The organism is Nocardioides gilvus (assembly GCF_003194605.1).
In the GTDB taxonomy this organism is placed as follows: Bacteria; Actinomycetota; Actinomycetes; order Propionibacteriales; family Nocardioidaceae; genus Nocardioides; species Nocardioides gilvus.
Genome location: NZ_QHKY01000004.1, coordinates 65,726 through 88,820 on the forward strand (window position 1 = coordinate 65,726; position 23,095 = coordinate 88,820).

Consider the following 23,095-nt stretch of genomic DNA (forward strand, 5'->3'; position numbering starts at 1 on the left):
GGGGAGTCCCATGTCAGAGATCAGGTTCGAGCGGGCCACCACCCAGTACGCCGGAGCGGAGACCGCGGCCGTCTCTGCGCTCGAGCTCCGGGTCGGCAGCGGTGAGTTGCTGGTGCTCTGTGGGGCCCCCAACGCAGGCAAGTCGACGGTCCTGCGGATCGTGGCCGGACTCGTGCCGATCAGCAGCGGTCGGGTGCTGATCGGGGGCGTCGACGTCTCCAACCCCTCGCCCAGCACGCCGCTGGTGAGCATGGTCTTCCAGAACTATGCGCTCTATCCGCACCTCACGGTGGCCCAGAACATTGCCCTGCCGTTGACGCAGCGCGGGCTGGGCAGAGCGTTGATCGCCGATCAGGTCAAACGGGTTGCTGAGCCCCTGGGCCTGCTTGCCCACCTCGGTGGGCGGCCCGCACCACTGACCGCCGGCCAGCGGATCCGCGTCGCCCTGGCCCGCGCTCTGGTACGAGACCCCGCGGTGCTGCTCCTGGACGAACCCCTGGCCAACCTGCGACCGGAGATCCGCCACGAAGTGGCTGAGCTCCTCGTGGAGGCCCAGGCGCGGCACGGAGTGACCACTCTCTACGCCACGGACGATCTCGAGGAGGCCATCGCGGTGGGCCACCGGGTGGCCCAGTTGGACCGGGGCGTACTCAAGCAGGTCAGGACGTCAGGGGAGTGGAGCAGTGCCTCGGCCTGAGGTTTCGGCACCCACGATCAGGTGAGTTCGCTGAACCGTTCCACCTTGTCCTTGGGGCCGGAGACGATCACGATGTCGCCGCTCTGAACGACGGTGGTCTCGGTGGCGTGGGTGAAGTCTTCGGCAGTGCGTTTGATGCCCACGATGGTGACACCGAACTTGGTGCGCACCCCGGAGGAAGCCAGGGGGACCCCGAGGATGCATGCCGGTGGGGTCGTCTTGACGATGGCGTACCCGTCGTCGAACTCGATGTAGTCGAGCATCCGTCCGCGCACGAGATGGGCGACCCGCTTGCCCATGTCGTGCTCGGGGCGCACCACGTGGTGGACCCCGATCTGACTGAGAATGCGGGCGTGGGAGTGACTGATCGCCTTGGCCCACACGTTCGGGACACCGAGGTTGAGCACGACCGATGCCGACAGCAGACTGGCCTCGAGATCGTTGCCGACACCGATGACGGCGCGGTCGAACTCGTTGACGGAGAGTTGGCGCATGGCCTCCTCGTTGGTGGAGTCGGCTTCGACGACATGGGTGAGACGTCCGGCGAGGGCCTGGACGATCTTGCGATCACTGTCGACGCCGAGCACCTCGGTGCCCTCGTTGACCAGCTCCAGCGCCAGCGACCGGCCGAAGCGGCCCAGTCCGATGACGACGACTCCGTTGGTGTGCATGTGCCTAGCCAATGATCGGCCTTCCTTCCGGTAGTTCGTACAGACGCTGGCGCTCACGCATCGCGAGAGCGGAGACCAGGGTGATCGGGCCGAGGCGGCCCAGGAACATCAGTGCGGTGAGGACGAGGTGACCGCCGGCGGGAAGATCGGCGGTGATCCCGGTGGAGAGCCCCACGGTGGCGAAGGCGGAGACGACCTCGAAGAGGACGTCATGGGTGGAAAGCGCGGTCATCTCCATCAGAGCGATCGTCGAGGTCGTCACTGCGCCGATGGACAACAGGACGATGGTGAGGGCTTGGCGCATGGCTCGATCGTCGATACGCCTGTCGAAGGCGACGACGTTGCGTTCGCCGCGGACCTCGGCGTAGATGACGAAGAAGAGCAGGAGAAAGGTCGTGACCTTGATGCCTCCGGCTGTGCCCGCGGAGCCGCCGCCGATGAACATCAGCACACTGGTGCCCAGGAGCGTGCTCTCGTTCATCTGTGCGTAGTCAAGCGAGTTGAAACCGGCTGTCCGTGGCATCACCGCCTGGAAGAACCCGGCGAGGAGACGTCCGGGTGTGTCGAGCGACCCGAGCGTGGCTGGGTTGCTCCACTCATTGGCGATGACGAAGAGGGTGCCGGTGCTGAGCAGGAAGGCGGTCATGGACAAGGTCATCTTGGTGTGCAGACTCCACGTGCGGGGCCGCCTGAACTCTTTGCGCAGCTCGAAGAGGACCGGAAATCCCACTCCTCCGATGATCACGGCCAGAGAGATCGGCAAGCAGATCCAGGGGTCGGAGACAAAACCCATCAAACTGTCGGAGTAGAGCGCGAAGCCAGCGTTGTTGAAGGCCGACACCGCATGGAACACCCCGTGGTAGAGCGCGGTCCGGAAGGGCTCGTCATAGGCGAGCCAGAAGCGCAGTGTCAGGCAGAGCGCGGTTGCCGCCTCGATGACCAGGCTGACCTTCACGACGCCCTTGACCACCGACCGTACGTCTCCCAGGCCGACAGCCTTGGTCTCGGCCGCAGCCGTGAGTCGGGTGCGCAGCCCCATCCGGCGCCACACCAACAACCCCAGGAGGGAGGCGAACGTCATGATTCCGAAGCCCCCGACCTGGATCAGGGCCATGATCACCGCCTCGCCGAAGCCGGACCAGTACGACGGGGTGTCAACGATCACGAGACCGGTGACGCACACCGCGCTCGTGGACGTGAAGAGGGCAGTGACGAAGGGCGCACCCCCCTCGCCGGAGCGCGAGACCGGCAACATCAGCAGCAGGGTGCCCAGGCCCGTGGTCGCAGCGAAGCCGAGGACCACTGCCTGGGCCGGATGCCGGATCACCCGCCAGGTTGAGGGCCTGAGTCGGGACGGGCTGACCATGCTGGGCACGCAGGGACACTTTCGATCGGTGGGAGTCGGCGACACGCGTGGCATCGTTGCGGGGCCGTGCGGGACGCCCCACTCCACTGTGCGCCACCGAGGGAACGCTTCGGGGCTGATCCGGCGTCAAGACGGCGTCAAGATTGGTCGTGACGTGTCCTGGTGTGCGCTTCAGGGGACGAAGCGGTAGCCCATTCCAGGTTCGGTGACCAGGTGCCGGGGGCGGGAAGGGTCGACCTCGAGCTTCTTGCGCAGGGTGGCCATGTAGACGCGGAGGTAGTGGGTCTCCTTCTCGTACGCTGGCCCCCAGACTGCCTGGAGCAGTTCCTGCTGCCCGACGAGGCTGCCGGGCCGGGCGAGCAGGGTGTGGAGGACACGCCACTCGGTGGGGGTGAGACGGACCTCGTGCCCATCACGCCAGACCTGCTTCTCCGCGACGTCGATGCGCAGGAGGTCGCTCTCGAACACCGGGTGGACAGCCGGCACCCGCCGCACGGTCGCTCGGATCCGGGCCAGGAGTTCGTCGATGCCGACGGGCTTGGTGACGTAGTCGTCGGCCCCTGCGTCCAGGGCGGCGATCTTGTCCCGCGAGTCATGGCGTGCGGAGACGACGATGACGGGGAGTGCACTGGTGCGGCGAAGTCGGGTGAGCACCTCGACCCCGGTGAGATCGGGAAGCCCCAGGTCGAGCAGGATCAGATCGGCCCCGTGGACCCGGGCCAGCGCCTCCGTACCGCTGCCGGCGGTCACCACATCGTAGCCACGGGCGGTGAGATTCATCGACAGCGTGCGAACCATCGCGGGATCGTCGTCGACGACGAGCACGGTCGTCATGGCTGGAGCGCCTGACTGGCCGACGCGGCGTACGGGCGCCCCGTCGGCAGGTCGAGGACCATGGTGAGGCCGCCCCCGGGGGTGTCCTGGGCGGAGAGACGACCGCCCATGGCCTCCGTCAGGCCCCGCGCGACGGCCAGACCCAGACCGACGCCCTGGGAACCCGGGATGTCGTCCCCCCTCTGGAAGGGCAGGAACATCTGCTCCTTGAGGTCGTCCGGGACCCCGGGTCCGTGGTCAGCGACGGCGAGTCGGGCGCGCCCCGACACATGGCTGGTCAGCACGGTGACGGTGCTCATCGGGGGTGAATACCTCAGGGCGTTGTCGACCAGATTGGCGACCACGCGCTCCAGCAATCCGGCGTCCGCGCACACCGGCGGTAGGTCATCGTCGAACTCCAGGTTGACGGTCTCGCCCAGTGGCAGCCGCGACAGCGTGCTCGAGACCACGTCGTCGAGTCCGACCTCGTGCGAGGTGGGAAGGACCACTCCGGCCTGGAGTCGGCTGAGGTCGAGCAGGTTGGCCAGGATGCCGTGCAACCGGTCGGTGGAGTCCTCGATGGTGGCCAACAGTTCCTTCACGTCGTCCTCGGACCACTCCACGTCGTCGTCCCTCAGCCCCGACACCGCGACCTTGATGCTGGACAGGGGAGTGCGCAGGTCGTGGGACAGGGCAGCCAGCAGGGCAGTGCGCACCCGGTTGCCCTCCCTGAGCCGCTCGACCTCCGCGGACTGGGCGCGCAACTGCTGGCGCTCGAGAGCAGCGCCCAGGTGGGTGGCGAAGGCGATCAACACGTTCGCGTGATGCACCGGAAGGGGAGCGGAACCGCGGGCCGCCACCATGAGCGTGGGGGAGACCGACGCCGAATCGGTCGCCTCATCGGGTGTGTGCGGCGGATCCTCGCCCACACTGCTCACCACCCCCCACCCCTCGTCGTCGCTGCGCAGCAGGGCCACGGCGGCGAAGTCGAACCGCTCCCTGAGCAGTTCCAGGAGGTGGCTGGGGTCGTCCTTGCCACGCATGAGCGCACGGTTGAGGGCGGTGAGGTCATCGGCTTCCTGCCGGGCACGGTCGGCCCTGGCCCGACGACGTACGGCGGTGTCGACCACGGAGGCGACGGCGACCGCGACGACCAGGAAGAGCAGCAGGGAGATGACCCCCACCGGATCATCGATCGCCAGAGTGTGTTGGGGGGTGGTGAGGAACCAGTTGAGCGAGAGGCTGCCGGCGACCGCCCCAGCGACGGCCGGCCAGCGACCTCCGACCAGTGCGCAGCCCACCACGTTGGTCAGCAGGAGCATGGAGCCCACCGCCAGCTCTGCCGAGCCGGGGGACCCGCTGAGCGCGGCCGCGACCGACGGCGGGACGGTGGATGCGAGGAGGGCACCCCACCACACGCGCCGCGCCCCCAGGCTCCCGGTGCGTCGGCTGGTCGGCACCGTCCGCTCGCTCGGCTGACCGACGACCACCACGTTGATGTCCTTGGCGCCGGCGACCAGTTGGACATCCGTCCCCGGGTGGAGCAGCGTGCGCCACCTGCCGTGGTGGGTGGCCCCGACGACCAGGTCAGTGGCGTCGGTACCGCGCGCCACCGTCAGGATGGTCTCCACGGCGTCATCGCCCACGGACTCGTGCCAGCGTCCTCCCAGGTCGTCGGTCATGGCTCGGAGGCGACCCAGGTGTGCGGAGGGCGCTTTGGGCCGGCGCTCGGCGACGTGCACGACGTGGAGCTCCCCGGACCCCCGGGACGAGATCCGAGCACCACGGCGGATCAGCGTCTCGCCACCGACCTCACCGCTGACCGCGACGAGCACACGTGGCCGGGACTCCCGGTCGGGCGAGACGCCGTGCTGATGGCGGTAGGCCTCGAGATCTTCCTCCACCCGATCGGCGAGCCAGAGCAGGGCGAGTTCACGGAGCGCAACCAGGTTGCCGGTCCGGTGGAGCGGATGCAGGGACGCATCGATCTGCTCGGGCGGGTCCAGGGAACCGTGGGCCAGTCGGCGCAGCAGCGCCTCCGGGGTCATGTCCACCAGCTCGACCTGTTCCGCCCCGCGCACCACTGCATCGGGAACCGACGGGCCGCTCAGGTGGCCGGTGAGGGATTCGACGAGACCGGACAGGGACTCGAGATGGTGGATGTCGACGCAGGTCACGACATCGATACCGGCCTCGAGAACCTGTTGCACAGCTCGCCAACGGAGAGGGTGGGTGCCGGTCGGGTCGAGGTGGGACAGGTCGTCGACCAGTGCCACCTGCGGCGCACGTGCGAGGAGCCCGGCGACATCGAGTTCACGTCGCCCGGTGGTCGGGTCCACCAGGGCCGGGAGGGTCTCCAGCCTGGCCGCGAGCTCCAGGACGGTGGAACGACCCCTCGGTTCCGCGAGGCCGATCACGACGTCGGTGCCCCGACCGCGACGGCGCAGCCCTTCGCTGAGCATCGCGTGGGTCTTGCCGACTCCTGGGGCGACGCCCAGGTAGACGCGGAGACGGCCCGGGTCATGGTTCACCCAACCATTGTCAGGCCTGCGGGGCGTCGGAAGCGGTTCTTGATGCTTCCTTGACGGCAGAACCCATTCCCCGCTCGGGTCCGCGGGTTGACGATGGGGACGTCATGAACATCCTCCTCGTCGCCGGATCACTGCTCGTGGGTTTGGGCTGCTTCAGCCTCCTCACCGCAGTCTTCCGCGACATGACCCATCGGTGGACCTTCGGGGTGTACGAGGTGTGGGTGTTGCCGCTCACGGGTCTGGCACTACTTCTGCTGGGAGGACTGCTGCTGTCGTGGTCCCAGCCGTAGAGCCCGATCAGTGCTCAGAGTGCGCAGGGGTCGAGCCCCGGACGAAGAGCGCCACCACGACGGCGACAGCCGAGATGACTCCGCCGTAGAGCAGCGCCGCATGGACGCCCGCAGCGGTGGCGTCGAGCGCCGACGAGCCAGTCGCGATGTCGGCCACGGACCGTCGGGTCATCACCGTGACGAAGAGGGCGGTCCCCGCAGCCCCGGCAACCTGCTGCAGTGTGGACACGGTGGCGCTGCCATGGGAGTAGAGGTGATGCGGCAGGGAGCCCAGCGCCGAGGTGAGGAGCGGGGTGAACATGAGTGCCAGCCCCACGCTCATGCCCACGTAGATCGCAATGACTGTCCCTTGGCCCGTGCTCGTGTCGAACATCGACATGGACCACAGGGCGACCGAGGTGATCGCCGCGCCGGGGGCAACGAGTGGCCGAGGACCGTACTGGTCGAAGAGACGACCGACGAAGGGCGCGAGCAACCCCATGGCCAGACCGCCGGGGAGCAGGACGAGCCCCGTCTCCAGGGTGCTCAGTCCGAGCACCGTCTGGAGGTAGATCGGCAGCAGGATCAGGGTGCCGAAGAGTGCCATCATGCTGACCGCGACCAGGATCACCGCGATCGTGAAGGTGCGGTGGGCGAAGGTGCGCAGGTCGAGCAGCGCGCGCTCGCGCAGGGCGAGTTGACGCAGCACGAACGCGACCAGTGCGAAGGCACCGATCACCAACGGCACCCAGGGGGAGACGGGGGTCTCGCCAGCGGCTGCCTCCCCGATGCTGCTGAGCCCGTAGATCAGGCCGCCGAAGGCGAGAGCCGACAGAACCACCGACGCGATGTCGATCGGGATGTTGACCGGCTCGGTGACGTTGCGGACCCAAGCCGTGCCGAGCGCCAGCGAGAGCACGGCGATCGGGAGCACGAGCCAGAACATCCACCGCCAGTGGAGCTGGTCGAGCACGATGCCGGAGATCGTCGGTCCGATGGCCGGGGCCACCGAGATCACGATCGAGACCGTGCCCATCATCCGGCCGCGGCGCTCGGCCGGCACCAGGTTGAGGATCGTGGTGATCAGCAGCGGCATCATCAGTGCCGTGCCGACGGCTTGGACGACGCGTGCAGCCACCAGGACGGCGAACGTCGGCGCGAGCGCAGCCAGCAGGGTGCCGGCGGTGAAGGAGATCATCGCCGCCATGAAGACCCGGCGCAACGGATAACGGGTGAGCAGGAAGCCAGTGATCGGGATGACCACGGCCATCGTGAGCAGGAACGCGGTCGTGAGCCACTGCGCGGTGGTCGCCAGCACGTTGAACTCGCGCATGAGCTCGGGCAGGGCGACGCTCATGATCGTCTCGTTGAGGATCACCACAAACGCTGAGCCGACGAGCAGTGCGATCAGACGCCCGGTGCGCTCGGTGCTCGCAGTGGTGGGTGCCGGTGGGGCGGTGATGGTCACGTTGCTCCTGCATGCGGATGGATCGGGTGGGTGGCAGGACTGCCAACGCGGCAGCGGGCGCCTTTGTTCCGGCAGGCGGGCCCTCTCTTGGTGTGGTTGGGTGGGTGGTCCCAGGTGTCGAGTCGAGGAGGGTCATGTCGCGACGTGTTGATGAACGTCGGTTCACCTCCGCGCTGCGAGAAGTTGCCGACCGCACACCGTCAGATCGCAACCGGGTGGTTGACCTCGTACGCGTCGCCGCCCTGTCGTTCATCGTGGTGGGCCACTGGCTCAAGCAGGGCCTGTACCTGGACGAGGCGGGAGAGCTGCACCGGTCCGGCCTGCTCGGGCAGTCCGAGTGGACCCATCCGCTCACCTGGGTCTTCCAGGTCATGCCGCTGATCTTCGCGGTCGGGGGCTTCGCCAACGCCATGTCGTGGCGCCGCGCCTCGGCGGGCCAGGAAACGTACGGAACCTGGCTGCGCCACCGCACTCGTCGCCTCACCACCCCCCTGCTTCCGCTTCTGGCCCTGTGGGCCCTGGCTCCGGTGGTGGCTCCCGCTGTGGGGCTGGGCGACGACTGGCTGCACGCCGCGTCCAAGACCTCGCTCGTCGCGACCTGGTTCCTGGCCACCTATCTCGTGGTCGTGGCACTGGTGCCCTTGACCCACGCTGCGTGGCGCAGGTGGGGATGGATGTCCATCGTGGGCGGTGGCGTCCTCGCGGCGGTCTTCGATCTCGTGTCGCTGACCACTGATCTGGGCTTCGTCGGGTACCTGAACGTCCTCGTCGTGTGGGTGACACTGCACCAGTGTGGCTACGCCTGGCTGGATCGGAGAGGCCCCTCGCACGGCGGCTGGGGGCTCCTCTTCTGTGGTCTGTTCCTGATGGCTCTCGTCCTGCTCGTGTGGCAGGGCCCGTACGGCGTCTCGATGGTCGGGGTCGACGGTCACGGCGTGAACAACACCGTCCCCCCGCGGGTCACGATCCTGCTCCTGGGGTGCGCCCAACTGGCGGGGGTGATGGCCCTCGAGCCCTGGCTGCGTCGTCTGGCCCGGTCGCCCGTGGTCTGGGCGCTCATCGTGCTGGTCGAGTTGCGAGCCATGACCCTCTATCTCTGGCACCTGACGGCTCTATCGCTCCTGTCCGCCGTGTCCATCTGGCTGGGCGGGTGGGGTCTGCGCGCCCAACCGTCCTCGCACGAGTGGTGGCTGTTGAGGCCCGGATGGTTGCTCGCCCTGATGGTGACGACCGCGTTGCTGGTGTGGCTCTTCGGCCGTTTCGAGAACCCACGGCTGGAGAAGATCACCGTGCGTTCCTGGAGCCCCACCCTGGAGATTGCCGTGGTGGTGATCTGTCTGGCGCAGCTCGGGTTGTACGGCGTCGGATGGCAGAGCGGCGGGAACGGAGGTGCTGTGGCGGCACTCTGCTTCGTGTGCCTGCTGGGCCTGCGATGGTGGGAGCGGAGCCCCGGGTCGTGGACCGCTGCTACGGCAGGACGACGGCGCGCGGAGCGCTGAGGTCGTCGGCCCCCGTGGAGACCAAACTGGTCGTCGCCCCTGTGTGGCGGAGCATCAGCACAGCCAGGTCGTCGGGGAGCTGCTGGCCGTGGAACTCTCTCACCGCCTCGGTCAGCATGCCAGCCAACTGCTCGATCGGCAGGTGGCCGTGCTGCTGCAGGAGTTGGGCCACTCTCTCGGTGCCGAACATCTCGTTGCCCCTACGGGCCTCGACCAGACCGTCGGTGAACGCGCACAGGAGCTCACCGGCAGCCAGCTCCGTGGTGGTGTCGCTCAGGAGCGGGTCGTCGAAGAGCGCGAGCGCGGTGCCGATGCTGCCGACCTCCTCGACCACGCCGGTGTGACGCAGGACCAGAGGCGGGTGGTGTCCGGCGAGGGCGAGGGTCACCGTGGTCCCGTTCTCCGAGGGGCGCAGGTGTCCGTAGACCAGGGTGCAGTGCCGTTCGGGGTCGGTCTGCGGCAGTAGTTTGTCGTTGACCTCGCGCAGGGTCTCTGCGGGGCTGCGTCGCGCGGAGCCGAGGGCGCGCAGGGCGTACCGGGTGGCGGCGCTCACCGCCGCGGCCTCTGCCCCCTTGCCGCTCACGTCGCCGATGACCCACGCCCACGTCTCGGCGTCCAGGCCGAAGACGTCGAGGAAGTCGCCCCCGATCTCGCTCCCGTCACCGGCGGGTTCGTACTGACTCGCCAGTTCGTTGCCCTCGATCGAGGGGAGGGTGCTCGGAGCCAGGCTGGCCTGGAGGGAGGCAGCGATCCGAGACTTCTCGGCGAGCACCTGACGCAGTCGCTCCTGGTCGCGGACACGCTGGGTGACTTCACGCAGCACCACCAACTCGCCAGCAGTGCGGCCGGTGCGGTCCGCGAGCACCTGCCGGGACACGTCGAAGATCCGGCGGTCCTTGGATCCGGGACCGTCGAGGGTGAGCTCCGCGGGGCCGTCGTCGACCTGCGCAGCCTCGGGCAGTACGTCTTCCAGCCTTCGGCCGAGCAGACCCACGCGACCCACGCTGAACAACGCGACGGCAGCAGGATTGACGTCGACGATTCGGCCGAAGGGGGCCAGGACGAAGACCGCGTCCAACATGCTGTCGAGCACGGCACCGCGGGCCAGGGGAGTGAGGTCGACCAGACGCTCGTGGAAAAGTCCCCACACCAGCAGTCCTCCCGTCACGGTGAAGGCGAAGGGGGTGAGGTCAAGGCGGGTGAACACGCCCACTTGGAGGTTGTGCAGGATGTTGGCGGCCCAGGGGAGCAGTGCGGATGCGAGCAGGACGAAAGCCAGACGGCGGTAGGTCCGGGCGAGACGGACCATACTGATCACGAACATCGTGGTGGCGATCACGAGCAGCAGGTTGTTGTACACCATGACAACCCAGAAGGCAGGTCCGGACTCGACGATGGGCAGAGCCTCGTTGGAGGCCGGGTACGAACGCACCCACTCGCGCGTGGCGGGGTGTGCCAGGAGGGACAGGGTGATGATCGGTGCCACGCTCAGGAGCAGGAGAAGTCGCCGGGTGACACGGTTGCCATGTCCTGTGTACTGGAGCGCAAAGACCAGCCACGTCGGCACGAGGGTGGTGATGCCCACGTACTTCAGCGCTCCCCAGCGGGCTTTGTCCGTGACGTCGTCGACCGTCAGCTCCACCGCGTAGGTCAGACCCCACCACGCGACCGAGACCAGCAAGAGGGCGAGACTCCAACCCATGCGCGACTCGCGACGCCAGGCGACGTAGCTGGCCAACCCGGCCAGGGCCAACCCGGCGGCGGCCATGAGAGCGGCGAACGTTGTCAGCAAGGCGGCCGTCCTCCCGAGTCAGATCCCCAGCGTGATCCACACGGCGTGGTGATCACCACACTATCCAACGCAGAGCGTCGGTGGCCTGAGTTCGAACAATTGACGAGTGCGGTGCTGAGCAGTGCTCCGGACATGACGAAGCCGCGAGGAGCGCTGCTCCTCGCGGCCTGTCAGTCAGACGATCAGAGGTCGCCGAGCTTCTGCGAAACCTTGTCCTTGGCGTCCTGGACCTTGTCCTTGACACCGGCCTTGGTCTGGTCGGCCTTCCCCTCGTTCTTCAAGGAGTCGTCATCAGTCGCAGCGCCGACGGCTTCCTTGCCGCGTCCGGTCAGATCTTCCGTCTTGTTCTCGATCCGGTCGTTCAGTCCCATGTTTCCTCCTAGGAGTGTGCGTTGCGGACGAGACCCACCTACCCACTGGTGGGACGGCCTACACATTCCCTCCCGGTCTTTCCGGTGCAAGGTCGTGGCCGTGACCGCCTCAGGGGTCGCGCGTTAGCGTGAGCCCATGACGACGACAACGCCCGCCCTGGTGGCGGACACTGCAGGTGCCCCCTTCGTCCAGCGTCTCGTGGAGCGTCGGGAGGTGGGGGCGAACGACGTGGCGATCGACGTGAAGTTCGCCGGCATCTGCCACAGCGACATTCACCAGGTGCGGGAGGAGTGGGGCTCGGCGATCTTCCCGATGGTGCCCGGCCACGAAGTGGCTGGGATCGTCTCGGCGGTGGGCGCTGACGTGACCGCGTTCAAGGTGGGCGACCGGGTCGGTGTGGGTTGCATGGTCGACAGTTGTGGTGAGTGCGAGTTCTGCCTCGACGGCTTCGAGCAGCACTGCACCCGCGGCGCCGTGATGACGTACAACGGTCTCGGGTACGACGGAGAGCCGACGCTGGGCGGGTACTCACAGTCATTGGTCGTCTCCGAGCGCTTCGCCTGCCCGATCCCCGAAGGCATCTCCTTGGCGGAGGCTGCCCCGTTGCTCTGCGCCGGCATCACGACCTACTCGCCGCTGCGTCGCTGGGGCGTGGGTCCGGGATCGAAGGTTGCCGTGATCGGGATGGGCGGTCTGGGCCACATGGGTGTGAAGATCGCCCACGCCATGGGTGCCGAGGTCACGGTGCTCTCACGCAGCCTCGCCAAGGCCGACGACTCCCGCGCGCTCGGCGCGACCGACCACCTGGCGACCTCTGACAAGGACGCCCTGAAGGCCAGGTCCAGCTACTTCGACGTCATCCTCAACACGGTGAGCGCCGACCTGGACATGGGGACGTACCTGCGCCTGGTGAAGCCGCGGGGAGTCTTCGTCAGTGTGGGTCTGCCTACCGAGCCCTACTCGGTGCGTCCGGGTGCCTTGATCGGCACCAGCAAGGTCATGGCCGGCTCCAACATCGGTGGCATCCCCGAAACCGTCGAGATGCTCCAGTTCTGTGCCGACCACGGCTTCGGCGCGACCGTCGAGACGATCAACGCCGACGAGGTCGATGCGGCGTACGAGAAGGTGGTGGCCGGCGAGGTTCGCTACCGGTACGTCATCGACGTCTCCACCATCTCGGCCTGACGTACGCCCGGCCGACTCACGAGGAGTGAGTCGCCCTCGTTCGGGGTACGTCGCCTCCATGGATGTCTCTCGCCAGTTGACCCAGGCCGCCCACCCGCTCGTCGCCGGGGTCACCCGCGCCGGGGGGTGGGCGCTGGCGCTGGCGACCGCCGGCGTGGCAGCGGCGCGTCCCGCACGAAAGCCGCTGCATCCGCGCGGCCAGGTCTGGGAAGGCGTTCTCACCCGCCACGGCTCGGGTGACCAGCCCACCGGAGTCGGCTGGTTGGACGAGCCGGGCAGGGACGACGCCACCGTCCGGATCTCGGCCGCGATCGGACTCCCCACGGCACTTCCTGACATCCACGGGTTGGCGATCAGGCTGCAGCAACCGGAGGGCGAAGCCGACATCCTCCTGGCCACGACGGGCACTGCGCCAGGGCTGCGTCACGTACTGCGATTCACCCGATCACCCACCACCAACGCCCACACGACGCTGCTGCCCTACCGCAGTCCGGTGGGGCCCCTGCTCTTCGCGGCGACTCCGAGGGGCGAGCGCCGGTTCGACCTCGCCCACGCGATCGGCTCGGGACCGTGGCAGGTGTTCGCCCACCTGGACCTGGTCCGGCGTGTCGAGGCCGAGATCTCCTACGACCCGCTGCTCAACCCTCCCGAAGGACTCGAGAACTACCCGTGGGTGAGCCGACTGCGGGCGCCGGCCTACAGGACGGCTCGTCGGAGCCGAGGATGAGGCCGGGAGCCGTCTGAGCGATCAGACGCCGCCGGCGGGCAGCGCCTCGAGCATGATCTCCGGGTTGTCGCGCGCCGTGACGTTCGCTCGCCACTGGTCGACGAAGAGCGCGAGGTGGGATCCGTCGCTGCGCTGCAACACCTCGACCCCTCGTACGCCGGCCAGGGCGGTGGCGCCGGTCGCGTCCGTACGGCGGGCGACCTTGTAGTCGAGACGACTCAGCCGGATGGGGGAGTTGAACTCGTTGGCCATCCGGTCCTCGACCACCTCGAACTGCATCGGCCCCACTGCTGCCAGCACCGGGCTCTGGTCGCCGCGCAGGTCGGAGCGCAGGACCTGGACCACACCTTCCTGGTCAAGTTGCTCGATGCCGCGGCGGAACTGCTTGTAACGACCGATGTCGCGCGCGGAGGCGGCCATGAAGTGCTCGGGAGCGAAAGACGGGACCGGGGGGAACTCGATCGGATCACCGACGTAGACGGTGTCGCCCACCCGCAGCGCCTGGGCGTTGACGAAGCCGATGATGTCGCCCGGCTCGGCGTACTCCACCGAAGTCGTCTCCCGGCCGAAGACCGCCTGGGCGAACTTCGTGGCGAAGGGTCGTCCCGATCCGGCGTGGGTGACCACCATGCCGCGCTCGAAGGTGCCCGAGACGACTCGGGCGTAGGCGAGACGGTCACGGTGGGCGTTGTTCATGCCCGACTGCACCTTGAACACGAAGGCGCTGAAGTCGTCCTGGGGTTCGCGCACAGAGCCGTCGACCCCCAGCGTCGGGCTGGGACCCGGGGCCAGCTCGAGCAGCAGGTCCAGCAGCTGTGCGACGCCGAAGTTCTGCAGAGCCGAGGCGAACATCACCGGAGTGGTCTCTCCAGCGAGGAAGCGGTCCTGGTCGTGGTCTGCGCCGTCGAGGGAGAGCAACTCGTGCTCCTCGACCGCGTCTGCCCACACCTGGGCGTCGTTCTCGTCGACCTCGTCGGGCGCGAGACGCTGCTCCGGCGCCCGAGTTGCGCCACCGGCGGTACGGGTGTACTTGATGAAGTCCCCGCTGCGCCGGTCCAGGACGCCCCGGAAGTCGCCGGCCTCGCCCACGGGCCAGGTCAACGGCGTCGGGCGGAGCTTGATCTCCTTCTCGATGAGATCCATCAGTTCGAGAGCAGAGAGGCCCGGGCGGTCCCACTTGTTGATCACCGTGATGACCGGGATCCCGCGCAGAGCGCAGACCTTGAAGAGTTTGAGCGTCTGCGGCTCCAGGCCTTTACCGGCATCGACGAGCATGACGGCGGAGTCGACGGCGGAGAGGACCCGGTAGGTGTCCTCGGAGAAGTCACTGTGGCCGGGAGTGTCAACCAGGTTGATCACGTGGTCGTGGTAGACGAACTGGAGGGCGGCAGAGGTGATTGAGATCCCTCGGGCCTTCTCCATCGCCATCCAGTCGGAGACGGTGGCCCGACGGTCACCCTTGCCGTGCACCGCGCCAGCCTCGGTGATCACTCGCGCGTGGAGCGCGAGGGCCTCGGTGGTGGTGGACTTACCGGCATCCGGGTGACTGATGACGGCGAACGTACGGCGGGGACGAGTGTCGGACACGCCCGCGACTTTACGTGGAGAGGCTCCCTCCCCACGATTCCGACGAGTCGCTTCAGCCGTCGCACAGGCCGGTGGCCCGGCTCGAGCCCTGTGCAGGGTTGCTTTCGCGGGAGGGATGCGCGGTGTCGCCCGGCGTGGGTTCGCGCCGTCCGGGTGGGCGCTGTGCGCTGATGCTGTCGCTCTCGAACCGCGCACCGAGGGGGCGGTCGTGACGAATCCGGTCCCACAGGTCGGCGGCGTCGGGGGCCCACTGCAGTCGGTTCGGGTTCGGTGGGTAGTCCTCGATCGGCACCGTGATGAAGCGGATGTCATCGAGCCCGGTCTCCCGGAATTCAAGCGCCAGGCTGACCAGGGAGGACAGACTGGCCAGCCCTTCGTCGAGGTGGAGTGAAGCAGTGGCCGCGGAGAGGAAGCCGTAGAGCTGGTCCGGCCTCGTGAGTGTGCCGGACGAGAAGACCTTGTTGATCAGCGAAGCGATGAAGGCCTGGTTGCGTTTCATCCTCCCGAGGTCACCGGTGACCGAGAGTTGGTAACGCTCCCGCACGTAGTCCAGGGCCAGATCGCCCTTCAGGACCTGGGTGCCGGCACTCAGGAAGATGTCGTGCTCCGGGTCATTGACCTCGGTGGGGATGCACACCTCGACGCCACCGACCGCATCCACCATGTCCACGAAGCCGTTGAAGTCGACGAGCACGGTGTGGTGGATCCGTACGTCGGTGAGGGACTCGACCATCTGGACCATGCAACTGGCGCCACCGACAGTCAGCGCCTCGTTGAACATGGCGGGAGACCGGGCCGGCTGAGCGGGCCCGTCATCGCGCACACACTCAGGTCGGGCCACCATCGCATCGCGCGGAAGGCTGATGCCGTAGGCGTCCTTGCGATCACCGGACACGTGCAACAGCATCGTCATGTCCGCCCCGAGGCTGCCGGCCTCTTCGTCGATCGCGTTCGCGCCGCTGCGGTCGTCCGAGCCGATCACGAGGATGTTGAGCGGACCGGACGCGCCGGAGGCGCTGGGCTCGTCGGGACGCTCCACTCCTTCCGGGACCGACGGGAGGGTGGAGAGGTTGCGATCGAGGCGGTTGTAGAGAACTGCCACCGACACGCCGGTGACGAGGGCGAGCACCAGTTGCGAGATGACGATGACGCGCAGGACCGTTCGGCGAGACTCGGAGGACGCCGGACCTGGGATCTGGGGCACGGCGGAGATCCTCGCACGCCGTGGCGCACGAGACGTCCCGACTGCCCAGGCCGGGCCTCAGTCGGTGGGTGGTTGCTCCTCGTCGCCGGTGACCGGCGCCATCAGGTGCTCGAGCTCGTTCTGCAACGTCGTCCCCAACTCGCCCCATCCGCGGTGGTAGCCGTAGACGTCCCGCAACGAGGCGGTCGAGCGGGTGCCGTCGGCCAGGTCGATGTCGTCGGGCGAGATCAGGCTGGGGTGCACCACACCTACGGCTTCGGAGACCTTCAACAGGTCACGGCGCAGGGCGAGGATGTAGTTGGCCGCGCGCTCGGACTTGAGCGTGGGGTCGAGTCCGCGGGCCAACCGGGCGTTCTGGGTGGCGACCCCCGTGGGACAACGGTCGGTGTGACACTTCTGGGCCTGGATGCACCCGATGGCGAGCATCGCCTCGCGACCGACGTTGACCATGTCCACCCCCAGTGCGAAGGCGATCACGGCGTTCTCCGGGAGACCCAGCTTGCCGGCCCCGATGAAGGTCACGTCGTCGGCGAGTCCCGCCGCTGCGAATCTCTTGTAGACCTCGGTGAAGCCGATCCGGAACGGGTAGGCCACGGAATCGGCGAAGACCAGGGGAGCGGCGCCCGTGCCGCCTTCACCACCATCGATCGTGACGAAGTCGACCCCGCGATCACCCGAAGCCATCTGCTCGACCAGCTCGTCCCAGAAGCCCAGGTCGCCGACCGCCGACTTGATGCCGACGGGCAGACCGGTCTCGGCCGCCAGCAGCTCCACGAAGTCGAGCATGGAGTCGACGTCACCGAAGACCTCGTGCCGGCTGGGCGAGGCGCAGTCCTGTCCGACGGGGATGCCACGGATCTCAGCGATCTCGTGAGTCACCTTTGCTGCAGGCAGCATCCCGCCGAGTCCGGGTTTGGCTCCTTGCGACAGTTTGATCTCCAGGGCGCGCACCGGGGCGGAACTGACCAGTGTCTTGAGGCGCTCGAGGTCGAAGTGGCCCTCCTCGTCCCGGCACCCGAAGTAGGAGGTGCCGATCTGGAAGATCAGGTCACCTCCGTTGCGGTGGTAGGGGGAGAGCGCGCCTTCGCCGGTGTTCTGCAGGACACCGGTCGCGGCGGCGCCACGGTTGAGCGCCTCGACGGCTGCGCTGGAGAGGGAGCCGAAGCTCATGGCCGAGATGTTGACGACCGACCCGGGACGGAAGGCGTGCCGACGCCCCCGGGCGGCCCCGAGGACCTTCGCAGAGGGCAGGGGCACACCCTCCTGGGAGTGACGACCGGTCGCGGCACCGGATCCGGCGAAGGTGCGGTGCTTGATCACGGGCTGTCCCGTGACGTTCTCGACGTCGTTGTCGGTGCCGAAACCGAAGTAGGAGTTCTCGCCCTTCGAGGAGGCGTACACCCAACTTCGCTGGTCACGACTGAAGGGTCTCTCCTCGTCGTTGGAGGTCACGATGTACTGCCGCAACTCGGGACCGAAGCGTTCCACCACGAACCTCAGGTGGCCCACGATCGGGAAGTTGCGGACGATCGCGTGCTGGCGCTGGACCAGGTCGTGGACGGTCACGACACCGAGTGCGGCACCCCCTGCAGCGGCAATTCGTGCCCACGGTTTCATGGTGCTGGTCTCCTTCACTGGGTCAGACGGGTGACACCCGGGAGCCGCTCGACGACGAGCGGCACCCCGGTGGCGTCAGTCGTCCTGCTCCTGCTTCAGGAGCTCGCCATTGGCGGCGTCGATCTGCACGTCGGTCTCCACGCCGCCCGCCTCGACCACGACGTCCCAGACGACCTTGCCGCCCTCGCGATCGATGTCCAGGTCGGTCACGGTGCTGTCGGTCACTGCCGCCTGCGCGGCTTCCATCGCCTCTTGGGCTGTGAATGCGGGAGCCCCGTCGCGGGCCTCGGCGGGCACGTTCTCCGTGCGCTGCTCGATGACGTCGCCGGAGGTGGCATCCACCCAGACCTCAGTGCCGCTGCCGTCGGTGCCACGGACGAGGACCTCCCAGCGGAGGGAATCCTCGCGGTCGATGGAGAGCACGTCGCCCGGCACCTCCTCGAGCGCGGCGTCGTGGGCGTCGACGGCGCTCACACCCGGCGCTGCCGATGGGTCACCGCTCGGAGAGGCCCCCTGCGGGGTCTCGGTGGGCGGCGTCCCGGTGGGGGACGGGGTCCCGTTGGTCGTGTTGGTCTGATCGCCGGCGTCATCGCTGCAGCCGCTGACGAGTAGAGCCACAGCAGCCACCGACGCCAAGGACCGGGCAGTGCGGGACGTGAGTTTCATGAGAGCTCCGTTCGTGTGGGTGATCAGTTCTGACCCTGCTCATCGAGGACCCGGTCACCGACCGTGCCGGGAGGGTTCTCAACCGCCCCCACACGTCGCATACTCGGTGGACCCGTCCCCTCTGATCGGAGGGCCTCTGTCATGGATACCCCCAAACCGCTGCGGCCAACCACTGACTCGAGCGCAATCGAAGCTGAGGTCGACGACCTGGTGCGTGCCTGGCTCCTGGCTGCCGAGGATCACCCGGAGGGCCGGGCGCCTCGTCGCCTCGCAGACATCTTGCGCGACCCCGCCGGGCTCAGCTTCGTGGTCGCCTTCGTGGACACGGTGATCCGACCCCAGGATCCGGGGGTCGCGGCCACCAATCTCCTGCGTCTGTCGAGGAGCGTCCCGCAATCCCTCCCGCTCCACCAGCGGGTCGCGCTGAGGGCGGGTGGCCAGGCAGGGCGGGGCATGCCGCGACTGGTCATTCCAGTCGTACGTCTCGCTCTGAGGCGGATGGTCGGACACTTGGTCGTGGACGCCCGAGACACCCGGTTCACGCGGGTGACCAGGCAGTTGCGTCAGGACGGCGTACGGCTGAACGTGAACCTCCTGGGTGAAGCGGTCCTCGGGCACGAGGAGGCCGCCCGGCGACTGGAGGGCACACGCCGGTTGTTGGCGCGCGACGACGTGGACCACGTGTCGATCAAGGTCTCGTCGGTGAGCGGTCCCCATTCACCGTGGGCGCACGACGAGGTGGTGGCCGAGGTCGTCACGGCTCTCACCCCACTCTTCGAGTCGGCGGCAGTGGGTCCGCTCAAACGGATCACGCTCGACATGGAGGAGTACCGGGACCTCGAACTCACCTTTGACGTCTTCACCACCCTGCTGGAGCTGCCCGCACTGAAGCACCTCACGGCCGGGATCGTGCTGCAGGCCTACCTGCCCGACTCCCTGGAGGTGCTGGCCCGGCTCCAGGAGTGGGCGGCCCGACGGCGCCTGGACGGCGGCGCGCCGATCAAGGTGCGTCTGGTCAAGGGAGCCAACCTCCCGATGGAACGGGTCGACGCCGCGCTGCACGACTGGCCTCTTGCGGTCTGGGGGAGCAAGCAGGAGACCGACACCCATTACAAGCGGCTGCTGGACCACGCGTTGCGCCCGGAACACGTCGAGAACGTCCGGATCGGGGTCGCCGGGCACAACCTCTTCGACGTCGCGTACGCCTGGCTCCTGGCGGGGCGTCGAGGCGTCCGGGAGGCGATCGAGTTCGAGATGCTCCTGGGCATGGCCCCCGGGCAGGCGGAGGCTGTCCGGCGTACGGTCGGAGGCCTCCTGCTCTACACGCCCGTCGTGCACCCCCGGGAGTTCGACGTGGCCATCTCCTACCTGGTGCGCAGGTTGGAGGAGGGCGCGGGGGCGGAGAACTTCATGTCGTCGGTCTTCGAGCTCGCCAGCGACCAGCAGGCGTACGACCGTGAGTTCGCTCGTTTCAAGGCCTCCCTGGCGGGACTCGACACCGAGTCGTCGGGGCCGAGACGCACCCAGGACAGAGCCCACGACCCTGCCCCCGAGCCGATGGTCAGATTTCGCAACGTCGCCGACACCGACCCGTCCCTGGCGGGCAACCGCCGCTGGGCGGCGGCCGTGCTCTCGCGCGCGGAGAGGTCACGGGTGGGCGAGGAGACGACGGTCCGCGCGAGCATCGACTCCCGTGCCTCGCTCGAGCGGGTCATCGTCGACGCGACTGCGGGGGCGGTCGGTTGGGCAGGACGCACGGCCGCGCAGCGAGCGGCGGTGTTGCGCCAGGCCGGCGTGGAGCTCGAGTGCCGACGGGCGGAGCTCCTCGAGGTGATGGCTCACGAGTGCGGCAAGACCCTGGACCAGTCGGACCCCGAGGTCTCCGAGGCGATCGACTTCGCCAACTTCTACGCGCTCTCCGCCGAGGAACTGGAGCGCGTCGACGGCGCCGTGCCCGTGCCCGTCGAGGTCACCGTGGTGACGCCGCCCTGGAATTTTCCCGTCGCCATCCCGGCCGGTTCGACCCTGGCGGCTCTGGCGACGGGAAGCGCGGTGGTGCTGAAGCCCGCAGGCGCTGCTCGCAGGTGTGGAGCCGTGCTGGCTGAGGCGCTGTGGGCAGCCGGTGTGCCCCGTGACGTCCTGCAGCTCGTCAACGTGAGCGAGTCCGACCTCGGCAGCACCCTGGTGGGTGACCCACGTGTCGGTCGGGTCGTGCTCACCGGGGCGTACGAGACCGCGGAGCTCTTTGCGGGATTCCGGGACGACCTGGTCCTCCTCGCGGAGACCAGTGGCAAGAACGCCATCGTGGTCACCCCGCACGCCGACCTGGACCTGGCCGTGCGCGACGTCGTGCGTTCTGCCTTCGGCCATGCGGGCCAGAAGTGCTCGGCCGCCTCACTGGTCATCCTCGTCGGGTCGGTTGCGACGTCGCGACGGTTTCTCCAGCAGTTGGTCGACGCTGTCACGTCGCTGCGGGTGGGGCCTGCGTGGGACGTCCAGACCGAGATGGGCCCCTTGATCGGGCCGGCCGGGGGGAAACTGCTCCGCGCTCTCACCACGCTCGAGCCGGGTGAGCGGTGGATGGTGGAGCCCCGCCGTCTCGATGACGAGGGCCGGCTCTGGAGCCCCGGGGTGAAGGAAGGCGTGACGGGAGGCTCCGTGACCCATCTGGTCGAGTTCTTCGGACCAGTGCTCGGAGTGATGACCGCAGAGACGTTGGACGAGGCGATCGGTCTCCAGAACCAGGTCGAGTACGGCCTGACGGCTGGCCTGCACTCGCTGGATCCGGACGAGATCCGTCGCTGGATCGAGTCGGTCGAGGCCGGCAACCTCTACGTCAACCGTGCGACCACCGGAGCCGTGGTCCGGCGCCAGCCGTTCGGCGGGTGGAAGAAGTCCGGGGTCGGGCCGGGCTTCAAGGCAGGGGGACGCAACCATCTCTTCGGCCTCGTCGACTGGGAGTCGCGACCGGCGGAGCAGAGTGCGCCGTTGAGCCGGACGTCCCGCACGATCCTCGCCCTGGGCGAGAGCCTGGGACTCGCTGGCGCGGATCTCGAGTTCCTGCGCCGCTCGCTGGGCAGCGACGCCCAGGCATGGTCAGGCGAGTTCACGGTGCCCACCGACGAGTCCGGGTTGGGTGTCGAGCGCAACGTGTTCCGGTACCTGCCTGCGCCCACGGTCGTACGTGCCGCAGCCGGGACCCATCCGGCGCACCTGCTGCGGGTCGTCTCGGCGGGGGTGACGGCGGGTGCCGTTGCGCGGGTCAGCGTCGCGCCCGAGACCTCGCCGGCCCTGGTCGCAGGGGTGGCTGACCTGGCGGAGGTCACGGTGGAGTCGGACGAGGAGTGGCGCGTCAGCCTCGACCGCGACGGTGCGCGGCGCGTACGTCTGTTGGGCGCGGACCGCTCGCTGCTCGCGCAGGGTGGGACTCCACGTCCTGACCTCGTCGTGCACGACCACGCGGTGGTCGAGTCCGGACGGGTGGAGTTGCTCCCCTTCGTGCTGGAGCAGTCGATCAGCCTGACCGCGCACCGGTTCGGAACGCCGGTGGAGGTGGCCGGATGGCTGCGGTGTCGGTGAGGAGGCTGTACAGGTCCTTGGGGTCGACCGGTTCGGCGATCAGGTCGAGGTGGGTGACCCAGGCGGTGCCCGACACGGCAGCGCGTGCATGACGAAGGACCGAGAAGTCCTCGATCGCGAAACCGACTGAGTCGAAGACGGTGATCTGCTCGGCCGACGTGCGGCCGGGGTCCGACCCGACCACCACTTCCCACAGCTCGGTGCAAGCGAAGTCAGCGGGCATCTGTTGGATCTCTCCCTCGATGCGGGTCTGTTCGGTGTGCTCGACGAAGACCTTGGACCGCACGAGGAGGGCGGCCTCCAGTTCGGTCTTGCCCGGGCAGTCCCCGCCGATGGCGTTGACGTGCACGCCCGACTCCACCATGGCCGAGGTCAGCACGGTGGCGTTGGTCTTGTCGGCCGTGCAGGTCGTGATCACCTGAGCCCCCGCGACTGCCTCCTCGGCATCGGCGGCGACATGGACGTCGAATCCCAGGGCGGTGGCGTTCCGCACGAACTTGGCCACCGTGTGAGGGTCGGTGTCGTGGACGCGCAACGAGTTGATGCCGAGCTCGGTCCGGAAGGCGAGGGCCTGGAACTCAGCCTGTGAGCCGGTGCCGATCATGGCCATCACGTGGCTCCGCGGGGGTGCCAGGAAGCGCGCCGCGAGTGCTGAGGTGGCGGCGGTGCGCAGGGCCGTGAGCAACGTCATCTCGGCCATGAACACCGGATAGCCGCTGCTCACATCGGCCAGTACACCGAAGGCGGTCACCGTCTGGAGGCCGTGGCCCGGATTGGAGGGATGGCCGTTGACGTACTTGAACGAATAGGTCAGCCCGTCACTGGTCGGCATCAGTTCGATCACTCCCGTGGGGGAGTGGGACGCGGCACGGGGCGATCGCTCGAACGACTCCCAGCGACGGAAGTCGCTCTCCAAGGTCCCGATGAGACTGGTGATGAGTTCCTGGGCGCCGGTCTCGTTGATCCAACGAACAGCGCCGGTGACGTCGAGGAGAGGGACTGTCGGCATGGGACCTCCTGTGCGGAGCGGAGGGCCAACGGTAGGTACAGGG

18 protein-coding genes are annotated in these 23,095 nt (G+C 68.1%); 6 read left to right on the top strand and 12 right to left on the bottom strand.

Annotation, left to right across the window (positions count from 1 at the left end; all coding sequences use genetic code 11):
• Positions 1-10: 10 nt before the first annotated feature.
• On the top strand, positions 11-697 hold the full coding sequence (locus tag DNK52_RS12165; RefSeq protein ID WP_162598757.1) for an ABC transporter ATP-binding protein: 687 nt from the start codon (positions 11-13) through the stop codon (positions 695-697).
• 17 nt (positions 698-714) lie between these two features.
• Here DNK52_RS12165 and DNK52_RS12170 read toward each other — a convergent pair whose 3' ends face one another.
• The 4 genes from DNK52_RS12170 to DNK52_RS12185 form a co-directional block, all read right to left on the bottom strand.
• On the bottom strand, positions 715-1,368 hold the full coding sequence (locus DNK52_RS12170) for a potassium channel family protein (RefSeq protein ID WP_110241293.1): 654 nt from the start codon (positions 1,366-1,368) through the stop codon (positions 715-717).
• A 4-nt stretch (positions 1,369-1,372) separates the two neighbouring features.
• Positions 1,373-2,734, bottom strand: a complete 1,362-nt coding sequence (locus DNK52_RS12175; protein WP_110241294.1) for a TrkH family potassium uptake protein — start codon at positions 2,732-2,734, stop codon at positions 1,373-1,375.
• A 171-nt stretch (positions 2,735-2,905) separates the two neighbouring features.
• A complete protein-coding gene (locus tag DNK52_RS12180; protein ID WP_110241295.1) occupies positions 2,906-3,568 on the bottom strand; it encodes a response regulator in 663 nt (220 codons plus the stop codon).
• Complete coding sequence (locus DNK52_RS12185; protein WP_110241296.1) at positions 3,565-6,078, bottom strand: ATP-binding protein; 2,514 nt, start codon at positions 6,076-6,078, stop codon at positions 3,565-3,567. Before DNK52_RS12185 ends, DNK52_RS12180 begins: the two co-directional genes overlap by 4 nt.
• Before the next feature lie 104 nt (positions 6,079-6,182).
• Here DNK52_RS12185 and DNK52_RS12190 point away from each other — a divergent pair, with 104 nt between their 5' ends.
• Positions 6,183-6,368 (top strand): hypothetical protein, encoded by a 186-nt coding sequence (locus DNK52_RS12190; RefSeq protein WP_110241297.1) that lies wholly within the window; start codon positions 6,183-6,185, stop codon positions 6,366-6,368.
• 7 nt (positions 6,369-6,375) lie between these two features.
• On the opposite strand, the gene DNK52_RS12195 is transcribed toward DNK52_RS12190, so the two are convergent.
• On the bottom strand, positions 6,376-7,815 hold the full coding sequence (locus DNK52_RS12195) for an MDR family MFS transporter (RefSeq protein WP_110241298.1): 1,440 nt from the start codon (positions 7,813-7,815) through the stop codon (positions 6,376-6,378).
• A gap of 134 nt (positions 7,816-7,949) precedes the next feature.
• On the opposite strand from DNK52_RS12195, the gene DNK52_RS12200 reads away from it, so the two are divergent.
• On the top strand, positions 7,950-9,314 hold the full coding sequence (locus tag DNK52_RS12200; RefSeq protein ID WP_162598758.1) for an acyltransferase family protein: 1,365 nt from the start codon (positions 7,950-7,952) through the stop codon (positions 9,312-9,314).
• Here DNK52_RS12200 and DNK52_RS12205 read toward each other — a convergent pair.
• On the bottom strand, positions 9,283-11,106 hold the full coding sequence (locus DNK52_RS12205) for a histidine kinase N-terminal 7TM domain-containing protein (protein WP_162598759.1): 1,824 nt from the start codon (positions 11,104-11,106) through the stop codon (positions 9,283-9,285). The genes DNK52_RS12200 and DNK52_RS12205 overlap by 32 nt on opposite strands.
• 182 nt (positions 11,107-11,288) lie before the next feature.
• Positions 11,289-11,477 (bottom strand): CsbD family protein, encoded by a 189-nt coding sequence (locus DNK52_RS12210; RefSeq protein ID WP_110241301.1) that lies wholly within the window; start codon positions 11,475-11,477, stop codon positions 11,289-11,291.
• Positions 11,478-11,613: 136 nt separating this feature from the next.
• Here DNK52_RS12210 and DNK52_RS12215 point away from each other — a divergent pair, with 136 nt between their 5' ends.
• Positions 11,614-12,663: an NAD(P)-dependent alcohol dehydrogenase gene (locus DNK52_RS12215; RefSeq protein WP_110241302.1), complete on the top strand. Its 1,050-nt coding sequence runs from the start codon at positions 11,614-11,616 to the stop codon at positions 12,661-12,663.
• Between the two features lie 58 nt (positions 12,664-12,721).
• A complete protein-coding gene (locus DNK52_RS12220) occupies positions 12,722-13,390 on the top strand; it encodes a hypothetical protein (protein WP_110241303.1) in 669 nt (222 codons plus the stop codon).
• 21 nt (positions 13,391-13,411) lie between these two features.
• On the opposite strand, the gene DNK52_RS12225 is transcribed toward DNK52_RS12220, so the two are convergent.
• From DNK52_RS12225 to DNK52_RS12240, 4 genes are all read right to left on the bottom strand, one after another.
• Positions 13,412-14,977: a peptide chain release factor 3 gene (locus DNK52_RS12225; protein ID WP_110241304.1), complete on the bottom strand. Its 1,566-nt coding sequence runs from the start codon at positions 14,975-14,977 to the stop codon at positions 13,412-13,414.
• Between the two features lie 52 nt (positions 14,978-15,029).
• Positions 15,030-16,181 carry an LCP family protein gene (locus tag DNK52_RS12230; protein WP_110241305.1) on the bottom strand — a complete coding sequence of 384 codons (1,152 nt, stop codon included), beginning with the start codon at positions 16,179-16,181 and terminating at the stop codon, positions 15,030-15,032.
• Between the two features lie 57 nt (positions 16,182-16,238).
• On the bottom strand, positions 16,239-17,798 hold the full coding sequence (locus DNK52_RS12235) for an FMN-binding glutamate synthase family protein (protein ID WP_110241611.1): 1,560 nt from the start codon (positions 17,796-17,798) through the stop codon (positions 16,239-16,241).
• Between the two features lie 75 nt (positions 17,799-17,873).
• Positions 17,874-18,464, bottom strand: a complete 591-nt coding sequence (locus DNK52_RS12240; protein WP_110241306.1) for a PepSY domain-containing protein — start codon at positions 18,462-18,464, stop codon at positions 17,874-17,876.
• Between the two features lie 141 nt (positions 18,465-18,605).
• Between DNK52_RS12240 and DNK52_RS12245 the strand changes: the two genes are divergently transcribed.
• On the top strand, positions 18,606-22,043 hold the full coding sequence (locus DNK52_RS12245; protein ID WP_110241307.1) for a proline dehydrogenase family protein: 3,438 nt from the start codon (positions 18,606-18,608) through the stop codon (positions 22,041-22,043).
• On the opposite strand, the gene DNK52_RS12250 is transcribed toward DNK52_RS12245, so the two are convergent.
• A complete protein-coding gene (locus DNK52_RS12250) occupies positions 21,979-23,052 on the bottom strand; it encodes an ornithine cyclodeaminase (RefSeq protein ID WP_110241308.1) in 1,074 nt (357 codons plus the stop codon). The genes DNK52_RS12245 and DNK52_RS12250 overlap by 65 nt on opposite strands.
• Positions 23,053-23,095 lie beyond the last annotated feature (43 nt).

Bases quoted from the DNA above. Each gene is read 5' to 3' on its own strand.
- DNK52_RS12165 (WP_162598757.1), top strand. From the start codon at position 11: ATGTCAGAGATCAGGTTCGAGCGGGCCACCACCCAGTACGCCGGAGCG.
- DNK52_RS12170 (WP_110241293.1), bottom strand. From the start codon at position 1,368: ATGCACACCAACGGAGTCGTCGTCATCGGACTGGGCCGCTTCGGCCGG.
- DNK52_RS12175 (WP_110241294.1), bottom strand. From the start codon at position 2,734: ATGGTCAGCCCGTCCCGACTCAGGCCCTCAACCTGGCGGGTGATCCGG.
- DNK52_RS12180 (WP_110241295.1), bottom strand. From the start codon at position 3,568: ATGACGACCGTGCTCGTCGTCGACGACGATCCCGCGATGGTTCGCACG.
- DNK52_RS12190 (WP_110241297.1), top strand. From the start codon at position 6,183: ATGAACATCCTCCTCGTCGCCGGATCACTGCTCGTGGGTTTGGGCTGC.
- DNK52_RS12200 (WP_162598758.1), top strand. From the start codon at position 7,950: ATGTCGCGACGTGTTGATGAACGTCGGTTCACCTCCGCGCTGCGAGAA.
- DNK52_RS12210 (WP_110241301.1), bottom strand. From the start codon at position 11,477: ATGGGACTGAACGACCGGATCGAGAACAAGACGGAAGATCTGACCGGA.
- DNK52_RS12215 (WP_110241302.1), top strand. From the start codon at position 11,614: ATGACGACGACAACGCCCGCCCTGGTGGCGGACACTGCAGGTGCCCCC.
- DNK52_RS12220 (WP_110241303.1), top strand. From the start codon at position 12,722: ATGGATGTCTCTCGCCAGTTGACCCAGGCCGCCCACCCGCTCGTCGCC.
- DNK52_RS12235 (WP_110241611.1), bottom strand. From the start codon at position 17,798: ATGAAACCGTGGGCACGAATTGCCGCTGCAGGGGGTGCCGCACTCGGT.
- DNK52_RS12240 (WP_110241306.1), bottom strand. From the start codon at position 18,464: ATGAAACTCACGTCCCGCACTGCCCGGTCCTTGGCGTCGGTGGCTGCT.
- DNK52_RS12245 (WP_110241307.1), top strand. From the start codon at position 18,606: ATGGATACCCCCAAACCGCTGCGGCCAACCACTGACTCGAGCGCAATC.
- DNK52_RS12250 (WP_110241308.1), bottom strand. From the start codon at position 23,052: ATGCCGACAGTCCCTCTCCTCGACGTCACCGGCGCTGTTCGTTGGATC.